This window comes from Streptomyces sp. NPDC007875 (genome assembly GCF_042868035.1).
In the GTDB taxonomy this organism is placed as follows: Bacteria; Actinomycetota; Actinomycetes; order Streptomycetales; family Streptomycetaceae; genus Streptomyces; species Streptomyces antimycoticus.
Genome location: NZ_JBIADZ010000026.1, coordinates 76,847 through 92,456, shown reverse-complemented (window position 1 = coordinate 92,456; position 15,610 = coordinate 76,847). Strand labels below are relative to the sequence as shown.

Here is a 15,610-nt window from a genome sequence, read left to right as displayed (position 1 = left end):
CGACCCACCACAGCGGTCAGACGCCGATCAGGTCCACCAGATCGTCGGCATGCTCCTCCTCTTCCTCCAGGATCGACTCCATCAGCCGGCGGGTGGTCGGGTCGTGTTCGCCCAGCCAGCGGATGATCTCCTGATAGCTGGCGATCACGATGCGCTCGGCGAGCAGATTGTGCTCCAGCATCGCCTTCAGGTCGTTGTCGGGCGGTGTGGTGTAGTCGGTGTGGGCGCGCTGGGCCAGCGAGGCGGGGTCGAAGTCGGGGTCGGCGCCGAGCTGGGAGACGCGTTCGGCGGCGCGCAGCGCGTGCTGCATCTCCTCCTTCGCGTGCTCGGTGAACTCCGAGGAGACTTGGGCGCGGTCGATCCCGCTGGCGGAGATGGCGTGGCGGGTGTAGCGCAGCCAGCACACCACCTCGGTCGCGATGACGTCATTGAGGATGCCGATGACCCGGTCCTTGTCCAGACCGTAGGAGTCCGTCACCGGTCCGGCCGCCATCTTGCGGCGCGCCTCGTCGCGGATCTTGGTCACGTCCAGCACGAAGTCGTCGCTCATCAGTGCCCTCTCTGCTCTCCTCGGGTTGGGCGAGTGTTCCCCGCGGGGCCCGGAGGGCATCGGGCGGAGCGTGAAGATGACTGGATCGCCGTACAGCGCCAGCCGATCGGCGGTATCCGAGCCGACGAACGCAGCCGAGAGTTCGGCGCCGACCGGGCTGTGGGCCCGGCCGGCGCCGATCATTCGAGGGCGGGGTCAGCCTCGGTGGCCGGGCTCCGGCACGCTCGTCCCCGCCGACAGGACCCGGTCCGGGCGGATCGGCAGGTTGCGGTGGCGGACGCCGGTGGCGTGCCACACCGCGTTGGCGATGGCCGCCGCGGCTCCCACGATGCCGATCTCACCGACGCCCTTGATGCCGACCGGGTCGTCCGGGTCCGGGTCGTCCACCCAGTCCGCCTCGATGAGCGGCACATCGGCGTTCGCGGCGAAGTGATAGCCCGCGAGGTCCGGGCCGACATGGCCGCCCGAGGCCCGGTCCCGGACCGCCTCCTCGTGCAGGGCCATGGAAATGCCCCAGGTCATCCCGCCGACAAGCTGGTTGCGCGCGGTCAGGGGGTTGACGATCCGGCCCGCCGCGAAGATCCCGAGCATCCGCCGCACCCGGACTTCTCCGCTGGTGACGTCCACGGCCACCTCGGCGAACTGCGCCCCGAAGGAGTGCCGTTCCTTCTTCGAGAGGGCGCCGATCGCCTCGGAGGTGTCGGACCGCGCGGTGATTCCCTCCGGCGGGATGTCGCCGCCCAGGGCCAGCCGCTCGCGCAGTTCGCGCACCGCGATCGACACCGCCCAAGCCCAGGAGCGCATGCCCATCGAGCCACCGGCGATCATCGCCGGGCCGAGGTCGCTGTCCGCCATGACCACCCGGACGCGGTCCGGATCCACCGCCAGGGCATCCGCGGCGACCAGGGCGATGCCGGTCCGGGCTCCGGTCCCGATGTCCGCCGCGTTGATGCGCACGGTGAAGGTGCCGTCCGCCTCCGCCGTCACGCCCGCCGTGGACGGGCCGGCCCCGGAGTGGAAGCTGGCCGCCGCCATACCGGTCCCGAGCAGCCACCGTCCCTCGCGGCGCAGCCCCGGACGCGGATCCCGGTCCGCCCAGCCGAACCGGCGGGAGCCCTCCTCGTAGCAGGCCACCAGATTGCGGCTGCTGAACGGCAGGCCGGAGACGGGGCCCCGGTCGGGCTCATTGCGGACCCGCAGCGCGATCGGGTCGATGCCGGATGCCTCGGCGAGTTCGTCGAGCGCGCACTCCAGCGCGAACGAGCCCGGTGCCTCTCCGGGAGCGCGCATGAAGGTCGGGGTCGGCACATCGAGCCGTACGACCCGGTCGCTGGTGTGGTGCGCGTCGGCGTCGTACATCACGCGCCCCACCGTGGCGCTGCGCTCGATGAACTCGTGAACGGTCGAGGTGACGCACTCGGACCGGTGGTCCAGCGCGCGCAGCCGCCCCGACGCGTCGGCGCCGAGCCGGACCCGCTGCGCGGTGGGGCTGCGATAGCCGATGGTCGAGAACATCTGGCGGCGGGTCATGACGACGCGGACCGGACGGTCGAGGATGGTCGCGGCCATGGCGGCGGCCACCTGGTGCGGGCGGACCGTCTTGGAACCGAAGCCGCCGCCGACGTGCTCGGACCGCACCCGCACCGACTCCGCGTCGAGGGAGAAGATCTGCGCGAGTTCACCGGCCACGTACGTAGTGCCCTGATTGGAGTCGAGGACCTCGAGCCGGCCGCCGTCCCAGTGGGCCGTCGCCGCGTGCGGCTCCATGGGGTTGTGGTGCTCTTCCGGGGTGGTGTACTCGGCGTCCACGACGAACGTGGAGGCGGCGAGTTCGGCCTCGATGTCGCCCTTCGTCGTCTCCGCCGGCCCGAACGGCGAGTCCTCGGGGGTGTACACCTCGGGGTGTCCGGCGAAGAAGTCGATGTCGTGCGACTCCTGGTCGTACTGGACCACCAGCGCTTCCGCGGCCTCCCGGGCCTGCTCGGGCCGCTCGGCGACGACCAGCGCCACCGGCCAGCCCCGGAAGGGGACACGGTCGTGCTGGAAGACCCCGATGATCGGGTCGGGCGGCCCGATCATGCCCATGTAGTCCAGGCTGACGCGCGGGGCGTTCTCATGGTGGAGGACCGCGAGGACCCCGGGCATGGCGAGGACGGAGTCGGCCTCGACCGAGCGGACCCGGCCACGGGCGATGGTGGACAACACCAGCCAGCCGTGGGCGAGTTCGGGCAGCGGGATGTCGCCCGAGTAGCGGGCCGCCCCGGTGACCTTTTCCCGGCCCTCGACGCGGGTGCGCGCGGTGCCGAGGGCCCCCGTCGTCGTGGTGGTTCCGGTCGTCGTGGTCATCGGGCGGCCTCCTCGGTGAGTTCGGTCAGCAGGGCCACGACGAGGTTGCGCATCAGCGGCACCTTGTATCCGTTGTGGGGCAGTGCCTCGGCGGCGGCCAGCTCCGCGTCCGCGGCGGCGGCGAACGCCTCGGCGGTCGCCGGGCCTCCGGCCAGCGCCCGCTCGGCCTCCAGGGCCCGCCACGGCCGGGAGGCGACCGCTCCGAAGGCGAGGCGGACCTCGTGGACGACGCCGTCCCGGACGTCGAGGGCGGCGGCGATCGAGCCGATCGCGAAGGCGTAGGACGCGCGCTCGCGGACCTTGCGGTAGCGGGAGTGCGCGGCGACCGGGGCCGGGGGCAGGGTGACGCCGGTGATCAGCGCGCCGGAGGGCAGCGCCGTCTCCAGGTGCGGGGTGTCGCCCACCGGCAGATAGAAGTCCGCCAGCGGCAACTCGCCCGGCCCGTCGGCGGTTTCGTACCGCACGACGGCGTCGAAGGCGGCGAGCGCGACCCCCATGTCCGAGGGGTGGGTGGCGACGCAGTGCTCGGAGGCGCCGAGGATCGCGTGGTTGTGGTGCTCGCCCTCGATGGCCGGGCAGCCGCTGCCGGGGAGGCGCTTGTTGCAGGGCCCCGCCACATCGGTGAAGTAGCCGCAGCGGGTGCGCTGGAGAAGATTCCCGCCGACGGTGGCCATGTTGCGCAGCTGCCCGGACGCACCGGCCAGGACGGCCTGGGCGAGGGCCGGGTAGCGGCGCCGTACCTCGGGGTGGGCGGCGAGATCGCTGTTGGTGACGGTGGCGCCGATGAGCAGACCGCCGTCCGGCGTCGCCTCGATGCCGTCCAGGGGCAGTTCGCGTACGTCGACGAGGCGTCCCGGCCGCTCGATGCCGGTCTTCATCAGATCGACCAGATTGGTGCCGCCGCCGAGGAACCGTGCGTCGGGGTCGGCGCCGAGTACCGCGATCGCCTCGGACACGTCGAGGACGCGCTGGTAGCCGAACTCCTTCATGCGACGGCCTCCTCGGTCCCGGTCGCCTGCACCTCGGCCGCCTGCGCGACCGCCTGCACGATCGACACGTATGCGCCGCAGCGGCACAGGTTGCCGCTCATCCGCTCCCGGATCTCATCGGGGGTCAGTGGTGGGGGCCCCGCTTCGGGGCGGACGTCGGCGGTGGCCGCGCTCGGCCAGCCCGCCGCATGTTCCTCGATCACGGCGAGGGCGGAACAGATCTGCCCCGGGGTGCAGTAGCCGCACTGGTAGCCGTCGAGGTCGAGGAACGCCTGCTGCACCGGATGCAGCCGGTCGCCGTCGGCCACGCCCTCGATCGTGGTGACGTCGCGGCCCTCGGCTGCCACCGCGAGCTGCAGACAGGAGACGGCCCGGCGGCCGTCGAGCAGTACCGTACAGGCCCCGCACTGGCCCTGGTCGCAGCCCTTCTTGGTCCCGGTGAGGTCGAGATGCTCACGCAGGGCGTCGAGCAGGGTGGTGCGGTGGTCGACGGGCAGCGTGTACTTCTCGCCGTTGATGGTCAGCGTGATGACGCTGGACGTCGATGGGGCCATGATCAGCCTTCTTTCGCGGATGTGGTGCGCGTCGAAGTCATCCAATGAGGAGGTCCCGGGGGGGTGGGAATGAGTGAGAATGCCATTCGGCGCTCGGTTCCGGCCATCCCCACGGGCCGTTTCAGCCGGTAAGGTGTACCTAAGCGGACACTTGTCCGCTGTGCATGAAACTTAGCGGACAGCTGTCCGGTGGGCAAGGTCGGCGCTTTGGCGGTGTCCGGAAGGAGGACGAGTGCGGACAGAGAAGGACGCGCGTCTGCGCTCGGACGCGCAAGCGAACCGCGAGCGCATCCTGGAAGTGGCGCTGGCGGAGCTGACCCGTTCGGCGGATGTCCCGCTGAGCACCATCGCGAAGAAGGCGGGCGTCGGGCAGGGCACGCTGTACCGCAATTTCCCCAGCCGCGAGGCCCTCGTGCTGGAGATCTACCGCCACGAGATGCTGCAGGTCGCGGACATCGCGGCCGAGCTGCTCCGTACCCGCGCGCCCGATGAGGCGCTGCGGGAGTGGATGGGGCACCTCGCCCGGTTCGCCATGGCCAAGGCCGGTCTGGCCGACGCGCTGCACAAGGCCCTCAGCACCGCCTGCGGCCAGAAGAAACCGGGACACGGCCAGATGACCGAGGCCGTCGCGCTTCTGCTGAAGGCGAACGAGGAGGTCGGCACGATCCGCCCGGACGTGACCACCGACGACTTCCTGCTCGCCATCTCCGGCCTGTGGCAGATCAGCCCCGATGACGAGGGGCCGGTGCGCGCCAGACGGCTTCTGGATCTGGTCATGGACGGACTGCGCGTGGGCGCGCCCGCGGCGGCCCGGCCGGGGCCGACGGCCGACACGGAGAGCTGAGCCGGCGGCCGGGGGCAGGCCGACCGGCGGGGGCCCGCCGGCGACCGTGCCCCCGTGCGTGCGTGCTCAGCCCGAGACGCGAGCCGTGGTGCGGGGCCGGGGCGGGAACCCGGCGGTGCGGTAGCACGCGTCGATCAGGGACATGGTGGTCAGCGCGTCCTCCGCGTCCAGCGCAAGCGGCGCGCCGTGCCGCAGGTGAGCGGCGTACGCCTCCAGCTGGTAGGTGTACGAGGAGCGCTTGCCCAGCTCCTCGGTCCGCTCACCCGCGGCCGTGCGCACCAGGACGCGGTCGTCCAGGTGGGGCTGGACGAAGTTCACGGCCGTGGCCTCGCCCCGCGAGCCGACGACCCGGAAGCTCATCCGCCAGTCCCCGTATGCCATATGACAGCGGGCGGATCCGGTGGCGCCGTTCGGGAAGGCCAGTTCCGCGTCCAGCCACTCGTCGACGTCCGGTGCGCCCTGCCGTGCGCCGCCGCGGGCGGTGACCAGGTGCGGGGGACCACCGGCCCAGGGCGCGAGCATGGTTTGCGCGTGCAGGCTGTAGCAGCCCAGGTCCATGAGTGCGCCCCCGGCCAGGGGGAGGGACCAGCGGGGGTCGGACCCGGGCGGGGCGGGCATGGCGACCATCGTCTCGACGCGCCGCAGCTCCCCGAGTTCCCCGGAGCCCAGCAGTTCGTGGAGGCGGCGGGTGACGGGGTGGAAGAGGTAGTGGAAACCCTCCATGAAGACGGTGCCCGCCTTGGCGGCGGCGTCGCGGACCTCGGTGGCCTCCTCGGCGTTGCTCGCCGAGGGCTTCTCGCTCAGGACGTGCTTGCCCGCGGCGAGGGCGGCGAGGTTCCACGGGCCGTGCAGGCTGTTGGCCAGCGGGTTGTAGACGACCTCCACCTCGGGGTCGCCGATCACCTCGGCGTAGGAGCCGAGGACGCGCTCGACGGCGTGCTCGGCGGCGAAGGCATCGGCCCGGTCGCGGGTGCGGGCGGCCACCGCGACGAGGCGGGGGCCGCCCGCACGGGCGGGGCCGACGATGGAGAGCCCGGAGATCCGGGCGGCGCCCAGGATCCCGATGCGCAGCGGCTCGGCTGTCGTCATGCCTTCCGTACCTCTTCCATGCTCACGGGGCGGTGCTCGTGCAGGGACAGCGTGCACGCCTCGGCGATCCAGCCGGCCTCGACGGCGTCGGCGACGGTGCAGGGAGAGGGCCGCAGACCCGCCGCGACCTCGGTGAAGGCGGTGAGCTCGGCCCGGTAGGCGGTGGCGAAGCGGTCCATGAAGAAGTGGTGCGGTGTGCCGCCGGGGAAGGTGGCGCCCGGTTCGACGGAGCGCAGCGGCAGCTTGTCCTCCAGGCCTGCGGCGATGCTGTCCGTCATGCCGTGAAGCTCCAGGCGGGCGTCGTAACCGCGTGGATTGTGACGGGTGTTGGAGACCACGGCGAGGGTGCCGTCGTCCAGGGTGAGGAGGGCGGAGGCGGTGTCGACGTCCCCGGCGGCCGCGATGTATTCGGCGCCGCGGTTGGCGCCGGTCGCGTAGACCTCGGTGACCTCGCGGCCGGTGATCCAGCGGACGCTGTCGAAGTCGTGCACGGCGCAGTCGCGGAAGATGCCGCCGGAGACGGCCACATAGGCGGCCGGAGGCGGCTCGGGGTCCAAGGTGGTGGAGCGCACCGTGGTCAGCGGCCCCAGCTCACCGCTGACCACCGCCCTCCGCGCCGCCACATACCCGGGGTCGAAGCGCCGGTTGTAGCCGATGTGGACCTCCACGCCGCTGTCCCTCACCGCGCGGAGGACGTCGAGGCTCTCCTCGATCGTGCGCGCCACCGGCTTCTCGCAGAAGACCGGTAGGCCCGCCCGTACGGCGGCGAGGATGAGCTCGGGATGGGCGTCGGTCGCCGCGGCGATCACGACGCCGTCCACACCTGCGGCGAGCAGGGCCTCCGGTGAGGCGACCGCCCGGGCGCCGAACCGCTCGGCGGCGGTGGTGGCGGTAGCGGCGACCGGGTCGGTGACCACGAGGGAATCCACCGCGTCGAGCGTGGACAGGGTCTCGGCGTGGAAGGCGCCGATCCGGCCCAGGCCCATAATGCCGATACGCATGGGGAGTTGTGCCCTTTCTGATGGTGCGGGTGGTGAGGGCGCGGGTTTCTGACTGTGCGGCTTGTGGCGGTGTCGCTTGTGACGGTGCGGCGCGGCGGTCAGCCGAGTCCGCCGAGGACGATCTGGTCCCAGTCGATGACCGAGCCGGTGACGACGCCGCTGCGGTCGGAGAGCAGGAGGACGACGAATTCGGCGATCTCGTCGACCTGGCCGAGCTTGCCCATCGGCTGGGCGCGGGCCGCCTCCTCGCGCCAGTCGTCTCCGGCGCCGTGGAAGGCGCGCTGGATGGCGTCCTCGCCCTCGGTCTCGGTCCAGCCGATGTTGAGGCCGTTGATACGGACGCGGTCCCAGCGGTGCGCGTGGGCGGCGTTGCGGGTCAGGCCCGCGAGCCCGGCCTTCGCGGCGGAGTACGGCGCCAGGAACGGATACCCGCCGTGTGCGCAGTTGGAGATGATGTTGACGATCGTGCCCGGAGCCTTCCTGGCCACCATGTCGGCGACGGCCGCCTGCATGGCGAAGAACGGGGCGCGCAGATTGATCGCGATATGCGCGTCGAAGAGTTCGGGGGTGGTGTCCAGCAGCGTCCCGCGCGAGGTGAGCCCGGCGGAGTTGACCAGGCAGTCGATCCTGCCGTGGGCCGCCACCACCTCCTCCACGCTGCCCCGTGCCTGCGCGGGATCGGCCAGGTCGGCGCGGAGGAAGGAGGCGGTGGCCCCCTGGGCGGTGAGTTCCCCGGCCAGCGGCTCGCCGACGTCGGGGCGGCGTCCGGTGAAGGCGACCGTGGCCCCTTCACTGGCGGCGGCGCGGACGATGCCGGCGCCGACTCCCTGGCTGCCGCCGTTGACCAGGACGATCTTGTCCTGCAGTAGTCCCATGTGCGGTCCGTCTCCTTCAGCTCTCGCGGCGCTCGGCGCCGGCCCGCAGCTGGGCGCGCAGGGTGTCCGGGGTCCAGTCCTGCTCCAGGGCGCGCCGGACGATGTCGGCCTGGGAGTCCGGGGCGAGGCCGCCGACGGGCGGGTCGAGGTCGAGGTTGGTGGGGAAGGGGTAGCCCTCGGCACACGCCGCGACGACGTTGTGCAGCCAGTCCTCGGAGGCGCCTTCGGCCTTGCGCTGCCGCAGCACGGGGAAGACGGCGTCGACCACCGCCGCTCGGTCGACGGTCTCCATGGCGCGGCCGAAGGCGGAGGAGATCTGCAGCAGATTCGCCATCCGCCGGATGTCCGTGGAGTGATTGTGCCCGGCGGCGTGGAAGAGCGCGGGGTTGAAGAAGACCGCGTCGCCCGCCTCCAGCGGGAGCTGGACGTGGTGCTCGGCGAAGTAGGCCATGAACTCCGGGCGGCGCCAGGCCAGGTAGCCGGGCTCGTACGCTTGCGAGTACGGCAGGTAGAGCGTCGGGCCGGACTCGACGGGCATGGCGCAGTGGGCGACCGCGCCCTGCAGGGTCAGCACGGGGGAGAGCCGGTGGACATGGGCCGGATAGGCCGCGGCCCCCGCCTCGGAGAGGAAGCCGAGGTGATAGTCGCGGTGCACGCTCTGCGCCGCGCCGCCCGGGTTGACCTGGTTGATCTGTGAGGTGATCTGGTAGCCGGGGCCCAGCCAGGCGGTGGCCACCAGGGCGAGGAGGTCGTTGGCGTAGTAGTCGGCGAAGACCTCCGGCGCGCCCAGGGCCAGCTTCTCCAGCGCGTTCCAGACCCGGTCGTTGGTGCCGGGCTCGGCGAAGTGGTCACCGCGGGCCGAGCCCGCTGCCCGTTCCTCCTCGATCAGCGTCGTGAACGCCTCGGTGGCCCGGTCGAGGACCGACGGGTCGGGGAAGGCGCCCTTGAACACCACGATGCCGGGGCCGTCCAGCAGGGCGTCCACCAGTTCCGCCTGCGCCTCCCGGCGGCCGGACGCCGTGGCGGCCCGCGCGCGCAGGCGGTCGCCGTCGTAGACGGGGACGTGTCGCTCCACGGCGTCGGCGCCGGGGTGGTCGCCGGGGTCGGTGGTCCGCTCGACCAGGGTGCGGAAGGCGTCGAGAGTGCAGTCGGCCTCACTGAGCCAGACGTGAGACCTCGGAGCGACGAGGGACATGATGCTTTGCGATCCTTCCCGTGGGCTGCGGCTTTCTGTCAGTGTTGTGATCAGCCGAGCATCGGGCAATCCTCAGCAGTCCATCAAAAACCCCTCATGGAGGCGCGCCGATGTCCCATCCGTATCCGATCCGGGAGATCGCCCGGCAGGCGGGCCTGAGCGAGGCCACCGTCGACCGGGTCCTGAACAACCGGGGCGGCGTGCGCGAGAGCACCACCCGGGAGGTCCACCAGGCGATCAAGGACCTGGACCGGCAGCGGACCCAGGTCCGCATCGGCGGCCGCACCTTCATGATCGACATCGTGATGCAGGCGCCGGAGCGCTTCTCCCTGGCGGTCCGCGCCGCCCTGGAGGCGGAGCTGCCGGCGCTGCGCCCCGCGGTGATGCGGTCGCGTTTCCACTTCCGCGAGACCGGTCCGGTCGAGGAGCTGATCGCCACGCTGGACCGCATCGCCGCGCGCGGCGGCTCCCAGGGGATCGTCCTGAAGGCGCCCGACGTCCCGGAGGTCACGGCGGCCGTGGGCCGTCTGACCGCCGTGGGCACACCGGTCGTGACCCTGGTGACCGATCTGCCCGGCAGCGCGCGCCGGTCCTACGTCGGCATCGACAACCGCGCCGCCGGGGCCACCGCCGCATACCTCCTGGGACAGTGGCTCGGCGACCGCCCCGGCAATGTGCTCACCACCATCAGCCGCGGTTTCTTCCGTGGGGAGGAGGAACGCGAGATGGGGTTCCGCAGCGCCCTGCGCAACGCCCATCCCGGGCGCACACTGGTCGAGGTCACCGACAGCGACGGTCTGGACGCCACCCAGCGGGAGCTGGTCCTGCGGGCGCTGCGCCGCGACCCGGAGATCAGGGCGGTCTACTCGATCGGCGGCGGCAACACCGCCACGATTCAAGCCTTCGAGGAACTGGGCCGCGCCTACGAGGTGTTCATCGCCCACGACCTCGACCACGACAACACCCGGCTGTTGCGCGAGCGCCGGCTGTCCGCGGTGCTCCACCACGACCTGCGCCAGGACATGCGCCGCGCCTGCCAGATCATCATGCGGGCCCACGGAGCCCTGCCCGACGACGGCCCCGCCCTGCCCTCGCCCATCCAGGTCGTCACGCCGTACAACATGCCACCCGACGCGGCCTGAGACGCTTGCCCGCGGCACCCTCCGGCCCGCTGGCGATATTCCGTTGAACCATGTCGCTCGTGCCACTGGGAGCCGTTTCCACCCTTGCGTAGCGTCGGGACAGGGCCAGACAGACTGGCCATCACCGCATGTGAGGGAAGATTTCATGCTCGCCCAGATCGTCCTGTTCGACGGCTTCGACCTCCTCGATGTGCTCGCCCCCTACGAAGTGCTGGTCGCCGGTGGCATGGCTGCCGGGGGAGCGCTGCGCGCCGAGTTGGTGTCCGCCGAGGGACCGCGTGAGGTGGTGAGCGGGGTCGGCGGTGTGCCGCTGCGGGCCACGGCCGCCCTGAATCCCGCGACGGCCGACCTGGTGGTGGTCCCCGGTGCGGCCGGCCGGATCGGAGAACCCGGCGAGGTCCCCGATCTCGACGCGGACGCGGCTGCGGGCGAGTGGCGGGAGCACGAGTTCATTCCCGTAATTCTGGGCCGCGCCGTGAACACCGGCCTGCCGGGGCTGCTGAAGGCGGCCATGGACCGTCCGGAGGTGACCGTCGCCACGGTGTGCGGCGGTTCGCTCGTCCTGGCCATGGCCGGTCTGCTGGAGGGGCGCTACGCCACCACCCACCACATGGGCCTGGACATGCTGGACGCCACCGGTGTCAACGCGGTCAGGGCCCGTGTGGTCGACGACGGCGACCTCGTCACCGGCGCCGGTGTCACCTCCGGGCTCGATCTGGGCCTGTACCTGCTGGAGCGCGAACTGGGGCCGCGGATCGCCCACGCCGTCGAGGAGCTGTTCGCCTACGAGCGCCGCGGCACCCCCTGGCGCCACCACGGGCCGTCGCCCGTCGCCCTGTGACCACACCGCCTCCAGCGCCATCCGCCCCGATCCACCGTAAGGAAGCACACCACCATGTCCATTGAAGGCACCTGGGATCTGTCCATGTCCACACCCATCGGCCGGATCAAGGCCGTGGCCGAATTCCGCGACGAGGACGGCACCTTGACCGGTACGGCCCACGGCGCGGGGGAGGATGTCCCGCTGACCGATGTGGCGCTCGAGGGCGACCGGCTCACCTGGCGTCAGGCCATCACCAAGCCCATGCGTCTGAACCTCGCGTTCACGATGACGGTCGACGGCGAGACGATGACCGGCACCTCCAAGGCCGGGCGGCTGCCCTCCTCCAAGGTCACCGGAGAGCGCCGGGCCGCCCCCGTGGCAGCGGAGGGCTGAGCCTCCCCGTTTCAACGGAAACGCGCCGGGTCCGGGGCAGCAGCGGACACGCGGCTCGGCTCAGACGAACTGCTGGATCACCAGCACGGTCGCGCTCGCCACCGCGAGCACCATGGCGACGCCCCTGGTGCGCCGCATGTCCAGTCTGCTCGACAGCGGGCGGGCGAGCAGCACCCCGATCGCCGCGGCCGGGGCGAGCAGGGCGGTGTGCCACAGGCTGTACGTGTGCACCGCTCCGGTCGCCGCCAGGATGGCCAGACTCATCACGGAACCGGCCAGGAAGAACCCGCTCATCGTGGCGCGCAGCCGCGGCCCGCTCAGGCGCTGCCAGACCATGGCCATCGGCGGCCCTCCAATGGAGGTCGCCGTGCCCATCAGCCCCGACATCAGGCCGGCCAGCAGCACCGAACGCCGTCGCGGCGCCGGCACGAAGCCGCGCAGACTCACCGCGACGCCCGCGAGGACGACCACGGCGACGAGGAGGGCGAGTTGCCGGGCGGGCAGCACGGCGACCAGCGCCGCGCCGCCCACCGCGCCCGGCACTCGTCCGGCCAGCGCCCATCCCGCGCCCCGCAGGTCCAGGTGGCCGCCCTCCAGCACCAGGACCGCGGCCGTGACCCCGGTGGCGAGCAGCAGGACCACCACCGGGGTGAGCGAAGGGTCGAATATCGCGATCACCGGGGCGGCCAGCAGGCCGAGCCCGAAGCCGATGGAGACCTGGAACAGCGCCCCGACCGCCACCGCGATGAAGAGCAGGCTGAACTCCGGCGGGCTCATGCTTCCGTCGGCCCGGCGCCCAGCGGGAAATGACACAGGCCCTCATGCGGCTCCTGCCCGGGGTCCGCCGTGCCGTCACGGGTGACGACCGGAGGGGCGAGCTCGGCGCACCGGGCCTCGCTCTTCCAGCAGCGGGTGCGGAACCGGCAGCCGGACGGGATGTCGTACGGGGAGGGGATCTCCCCGCGCAGCTGGATCTCGTCGTCGTCCTGGGCCTGCCCGGAAACGCCGAGTGTGGGCGCGGCGGACATCAGGGCGGCGGTGTAGGGATGCAGGGGGCGGTCGAAGACGTTCTCGGTGGGGCCGTGTTCGATGACCTTGCCCAGATACATCACGGTCACCCGGTCGGAGACATGCCGGACCACGGACAGGTCATGGGAGATGAAGACGTAGGAGACACCGAGCCGTCCCCGCAGCTCGGAGAGGACATTGAGCACCTGGGCCTGCACCGACAGGTCCAGCGCGGACACGGGCTCGTCGCACACGATGAGGTCGGGGTCGAGAGCCAGCGCACGGGCGATGCCGATGCGCTGCCGCTGCCCGCCGGAGAACTCGTTCGGGTAGCGGTGGGCGTCGCTCTCCCGCAGCCCGACCAGCGACAGCAGCTCACGGACCCGTCGCTCCCGCGCCTGCGTCGTGGGCACGATGTCGCGGTGGGTGCGCCACGGCTCGCCGATGAGGTCGGCCGCGGACATCCGGGCGTTGAGCGAGGCGAAGGGGTCCTGGAACACCATCTGCACCCGGCGCCGCCAGGCCAGCAGTTCCTTGCCCTTGAGGGTGAACGGATCGGTGCCGTTGAAGCGCACCGTCCCCGAGTCCGGCCGCTCCAGCCCGAGCACCACTCTAGCCAGGGTCGACTTGCCGCATCCGGACTCGCCCACCAGCCCGAGGGTCTCCCCGCGCCCGACCCGCACATCGACTCCGTCCAGCGCGGTCAGGCGCCGGCGGCCATGGCCGAACGACTTGGTCACACCGCGGACTTCGAGCAGTGGCGCGGGAGCGGCCGAGCCATCGGTCCGCGGGCCCGCGGCCGTGGTGTCGGTGCGGGGCGTCTCAGGCACGGTCGAGCTCCTCGGAGAAGTGGCAGGCGGCCGAACGCGAGGCCCCGACGGACAGCAGACGAGGGCGTTCCCGGGCACAGCGCTCCTCGGCCAGCGGGCACCTGGCCTGGAAGACGCAACCGGACGGGACCGCGCTGAGTTCGGGCGGGCTCCCCGGCACAGCGGGCAACGGGCCGCCCCTGACGGCGTGTTCGGGCACCGAATCGAGCAATCCCTTCGTGTACGGGTGGCGGGGGCGGGAGAAGACCTCGGCGACCGGGCCGGTCTCCACCACATTGCCCGCGTACATCACCACGACATCGTCCGCGCGCTGGGCGACCACCGCCAGATCGTGGGTGATCAGCACGAGCGCCATGTCCCGCTCGGTCTGCAGATCCCGCAGCAGCCGCATGATCTGCGCCTGCACGGTGACATCGAGCGCGGTCGTGGGCTCGTCGGCGATCAGCACATCGGGGTCCAGCGCGACGGCCATCGCGATCAGCAGCCGCTGGCGCATTCCGCCGGAGAACTGATGCGGGTACGCACGGGCCCGCAGCCGCGGCTCGGGGATACCGACGCGGGCCATCAGCTCGACCGCCTTCTCCCGGGCATCGCGCCGCGAGAGCCCGCGATGGATCCGGAACGGCTCGGCGAGTTGTCTGCCGACCGGCTGTACGGGGTTGAGCGCGGTCAGCGCGTCCTGGAAGACGATCGACAGCACGGGCCCGGCGAGCTTTCTGCGCCCCGCCTGGCCCAACCGCAGCACATCGGTGCCGGACACCCGCACGGATCCGCCCGTCACCTCGGCCGTCGGGTCGAGCAGCCCGACGATGGACAGCGCGGTCATCGACTTCCCGCAGCCGGACTCGCCCAGCAGCGCCAGTGTGCGCCCCTTGCGCACGCTGAAGCCGACGCCGTTCACGGCACGGACAGTGCCGGAGGGGGTCCGCAGATCGACGCAGAGCCCCTCGACCTCGAGTGCGGGATCGCCGGTGGCGGCGGGCGCGGGCAGGGTGGAGGGCTTCACGCGATCATCTCCGAGGGAACAGCGGCGCGGCTGCCGCGCCGCTTCCGGGGCAGCGTCAGCCGCCAGCGCTGGGCGGGGTCGGTGGCCAGGCGGACCCAGGCGGCGAGCACCGTGGCCGACACCGTGGTGAGCACGATCGCGAAGCCCGGCAGCACGGCGATCCACCAGGCCGTCTGAAGGTACTGGCGCCCTTGGGCCACCATCAGCCCCCAGCTGACATCGGGGGGCTGGATGCCGATGCCGAGGAAACTCAAGGACGACTCGGTCAGCATGACGAAACAGAAGTCGAGCGTGGCCACCGTCAGCAGCGTGGGCAGCGCGATCGGCAGAATATGCCGGCAGATGATGTTCCGGCTCGGTGTGCCGAAGGTCCGGGCCGCGTCGACGAACAGACGGCTTCTGAGCTCGGCCGACTCCGCGCGGGCGGTGCGCAGATAGACCGGGACGCGCGCGATGGCGAGGATCAGCACGATGTTCATCGCGCTGGGCGCGAAGACATACAGCACGACGACCGCGATCAGCAGGGACGGGAAGCTGAGGATGACATCGGCGACACGCATCGCCACGTTCTCGCGCATCCCCCCGTGGTATCCGGCCCACAGCCCCAGCGCCGAGCCGATCAGCAGTGAGCACAGCACCGCGGGCACCGCGACAAACAGCGTGGTCCCGGCGGCGTCCACCAGCCGGGCCAGCACGCTGCGTCCCAGCACATCGGTGCCCAGCAGCCCGTAGACGCCATGGTCGAGGGAGGGCGGGCGCAGCGAGGCGCGGAGGTCCTGCCGCACCGCTCGGTCCCCGATGAACAGCCGGCCGAACAGCGCGACCAGGAACACCGCGGCGAGGACGACGGCCGCGACGGCCGCTCCCCGGTCCCGGCCGAGCAGCAGCCACCAGCGGGGCGGTCGGGTGGGTGACGGGGCGGCCTCGCCGGAGGGACGGCCGTCGGGATCGGCGGGCTCGGTCAT

The 15,610-nt window shown here is 71.9% G+C and carries 16 protein-coding genes; 4 read left to right on the top strand and 12 right to left on the bottom strand.

Annotated elements, in window-relative coordinates; translation table 11 throughout:
• Positions 1-16: 16 nt before the first annotated feature.
• The 4 genes from ACFYOY_RS37985 to ACFYOY_RS37970 form a co-directional block, all read right to left on the bottom strand.
• Positions 17-550, bottom strand: coding sequence for a ferritin-like domain-containing protein (locus ACFYOY_RS37985; protein ID WP_351901405.1), 534 nt, complete (start codon positions 548-550; stop codon positions 17-19).
• A gap of 195 nt (positions 551-745) precedes the next feature.
• Positions 746-2,896: a xanthine dehydrogenase family protein molybdopterin-binding subunit gene (locus ACFYOY_RS37980; RefSeq protein WP_351901407.1), complete on the bottom strand. Its 2,151-nt coding sequence runs from the start codon at positions 2,894-2,896 to the stop codon at positions 746-748.
• Positions 2,893-3,885: a xanthine dehydrogenase family protein subunit M gene (locus ACFYOY_RS37975; RefSeq protein WP_351901409.1), complete on the bottom strand. Its 993-nt coding sequence runs from the start codon at positions 3,883-3,885 to the stop codon at positions 2,893-2,895. Before ACFYOY_RS37975 ends, ACFYOY_RS37980 begins: the two co-directional genes overlap by 4 nt.
• Entirely contained in the window at positions 3,882-4,439 is a 558-nt protein-coding gene (locus tag ACFYOY_RS37970) for a 2Fe-2S iron-sulfur cluster-binding protein (RefSeq protein WP_351901411.1), read from the bottom strand. Before ACFYOY_RS37970 ends, ACFYOY_RS37975 begins: the two co-directional genes overlap by 4 nt.
• 232 nt (positions 4,440-4,671) lie before the next feature.
• Between ACFYOY_RS37970 and ACFYOY_RS37965 the strand changes: the two genes are divergently transcribed.
• A complete protein-coding gene (locus ACFYOY_RS37965; protein WP_351901413.1) occupies positions 4,672-5,283 on the top strand; it encodes a TetR/AcrR family transcriptional regulator in 612 nt (203 codons plus the stop codon).
• A 66-nt stretch (positions 5,284-5,349) separates the two neighbouring features.
• Here the strand turns inward: ACFYOY_RS37965 and ACFYOY_RS37960 are convergent, their stop codons facing one another.
• The 4 genes from ACFYOY_RS37960 to ACFYOY_RS37945 all read right to left on the bottom strand — a co-directional run bounded on the left by ACFYOY_RS37960 (position 5,350) and on the right by ACFYOY_RS37945 (position 9,443).
• Complete coding sequence (locus ACFYOY_RS37960) at positions 5,350-6,372, bottom strand: Gfo/Idh/MocA family protein (protein ID WP_388592189.1); 1,023 nt, start codon at positions 6,370-6,372, stop codon at positions 5,350-5,352.
• Positions 6,369-7,373 carry a Gfo/Idh/MocA family oxidoreductase gene (locus ACFYOY_RS37955; RefSeq protein WP_388592187.1) on the bottom strand — a complete coding sequence of 335 codons (1,005 nt, stop codon included), beginning with the start codon at positions 7,371-7,373 and terminating at the stop codon, positions 6,369-6,371. Before ACFYOY_RS37955 ends, ACFYOY_RS37960 begins: the two co-directional genes overlap by 4 nt.
• A 98-nt stretch (positions 7,374-7,471) precedes the next feature.
• On the bottom strand, positions 7,472-8,248 hold the full coding sequence (locus ACFYOY_RS37950; protein WP_388592185.1) for an SDR family oxidoreductase: 777 nt from the start codon (positions 8,246-8,248) through the stop codon (positions 7,472-7,474).
• Between the two features lie 16 nt (positions 8,249-8,264).
• A complete protein-coding gene (locus tag ACFYOY_RS37945; RefSeq protein ID WP_351901419.1) occupies positions 8,265-9,443 on the bottom strand; it encodes a phytanoyl-CoA dioxygenase family protein in 1,179 nt (392 codons plus the stop codon).
• 110 nt (positions 9,444-9,553) lie between these two features.
• On the opposite strand from ACFYOY_RS37945, the gene ACFYOY_RS37940 reads away from it, so the two are divergent.
• From ACFYOY_RS37940 to ACFYOY_RS37930, 3 genes are all read left to right on the top strand, one after another.
• The gene (locus ACFYOY_RS37940) at positions 9,554-10,585 is read left to right on the top strand and encodes a LacI family DNA-binding transcriptional regulator (protein ID WP_388592183.1); all 1,032 of its coding nucleotides are present in this window, start codon (positions 9,554-9,556) and stop codon (positions 10,583-10,585) included.
• Positions 10,586-10,730: 145 nt separating this feature from the next.
• Positions 10,731-11,426: a DJ-1/PfpI family protein gene (locus ACFYOY_RS37935; RefSeq protein WP_351901423.1), complete on the top strand. Its 696-nt coding sequence runs from the start codon at positions 10,731-10,733 to the stop codon at positions 11,424-11,426.
• A 54-nt stretch (positions 11,427-11,480) separates the two neighbouring features.
• Positions 11,481-11,801 carry a hypothetical protein gene (locus ACFYOY_RS37930; protein ID WP_388592181.1) on the top strand — a complete coding sequence of 107 codons (321 nt, stop codon included), beginning with the start codon at positions 11,481-11,483 and terminating at the stop codon, positions 11,799-11,801.
• Between the two features lie 60 nt (positions 11,802-11,861).
• Here ACFYOY_RS37930 and ACFYOY_RS37925 read toward each other — a convergent pair whose 3' ends face one another.
• Genes ACFYOY_RS37925 through ACFYOY_RS37910 form a run of 4 tightly spaced genes read right to left on the bottom strand, consistent with a single transcriptional unit; the run spans position 11,862 to position 15,610 of the window.
• On the bottom strand, positions 11,862-12,578 hold the full coding sequence (locus ACFYOY_RS37925) for a sulfite exporter TauE/SafE family protein (RefSeq protein WP_388592179.1): 717 nt from the start codon (positions 12,576-12,578) through the stop codon (positions 11,862-11,864).
• Positions 12,575-13,639: an ABC transporter ATP-binding protein gene (locus ACFYOY_RS37920; RefSeq protein WP_388592177.1), complete on the bottom strand. Its 1,065-nt coding sequence runs from the start codon at positions 13,637-13,639 to the stop codon at positions 12,575-12,577. Before ACFYOY_RS37920 ends, ACFYOY_RS37925 begins: the two co-directional genes overlap by 4 nt.
• Entirely contained in the window at positions 13,632-14,645 is a 1,014-nt protein-coding gene (locus ACFYOY_RS37915) for an ABC transporter ATP-binding protein (RefSeq protein WP_351901431.1), read from the bottom strand. The genes ACFYOY_RS37920 and ACFYOY_RS37915 overlap by 8 nt, the downstream gene beginning before the upstream one ends.
• Positions 14,642-15,610 carry an ABC transporter permease gene (locus tag ACFYOY_RS37910; RefSeq protein WP_351901433.1) on the bottom strand — a complete coding sequence of 323 codons (969 nt, stop codon included), beginning with the start codon at positions 15,608-15,610 and terminating at the stop codon, positions 14,642-14,644. The genes ACFYOY_RS37915 and ACFYOY_RS37910 overlap by 4 nt, the downstream gene beginning before the upstream one ends.

What these genes read in the sequence shown, in the direction of transcription:
- ACFYOY_RS37985 (WP_351901405.1), bottom strand. Translation starts at nt 550, where the DNA reads ATGAGCGACGACTTCGTGCTGGACGTGACCAAGATCCGCGACGAGGCG.
- ACFYOY_RS37980 (WP_351901407.1), bottom strand. Translation starts at nt 2,896, where the DNA reads ATGACCACGACGACCGGAACCACCACGACGACGGGGGCCCTCGGCACC.
- ACFYOY_RS37975 (WP_351901409.1), bottom strand. Translation starts at nt 3,885, where the DNA reads ATGAAGGAGTTCGGCTACCAGCGCGTCCTCGACGTGTCCGAGGCGATC.
- ACFYOY_RS37970 (WP_351901411.1), bottom strand. Translation starts at nt 4,439, where the DNA reads ATGGCCCCATCGACGTCCAGCGTCATCACGCTGACCATCAACGGCGAG.
- ACFYOY_RS37960 (WP_388592189.1), bottom strand. Translation starts at nt 6,372, where the DNA reads ATGACGACAGCCGAGCCGCTGCGCATCGGGATCCTGGGCGCCGCCCGG.
- ACFYOY_RS37955 (WP_388592187.1), bottom strand. Translation starts at nt 7,373, where the DNA reads ATGCGTATCGGCATTATGGGCCTGGGCCGGATCGGCGCCTTCCACGCC.
- ACFYOY_RS37950 (WP_388592185.1), bottom strand. Translation starts at nt 8,248, where the DNA reads ATGGGACTACTGCAGGACAAGATCGTCCTGGTCAACGGCGGCAGCCAG.
- ACFYOY_RS37945 (WP_351901419.1), bottom strand. Translation starts at nt 9,443, where the DNA reads ATGTCCCTCGTCGCTCCGAGGTCTCACGTCTGGCTCAGTGAGGCCGAC.
- ACFYOY_RS37940 (WP_388592183.1), top strand. Translation starts at nt 9,554, where the DNA reads ATGTCCCATCCGTATCCGATCCGGGAGATCGCCCGGCAGGCGGGCCTG.
- ACFYOY_RS37935 (WP_351901423.1), top strand. Translation starts at nt 10,731, where the DNA reads ATGCTCGCCCAGATCGTCCTGTTCGACGGCTTCGACCTCCTCGATGTG.
- ACFYOY_RS37930 (WP_388592181.1), top strand. Translation starts at nt 11,481, where the DNA reads ATGTCCATTGAAGGCACCTGGGATCTGTCCATGTCCACACCCATCGGC.
- ACFYOY_RS37925 (WP_388592179.1), bottom strand. Translation starts at nt 12,578, where the DNA reads ATGAGCCCGCCGGAGTTCAGCCTGCTCTTCATCGCGGTGGCGGTCGGG.
- ACFYOY_RS37910 (WP_351901433.1), bottom strand. Translation starts at nt 15,610, where the DNA reads ATGACCGAGCCCGCCGATCCCGACGGCCGTCCCTCCGGCGAGGCCGCC.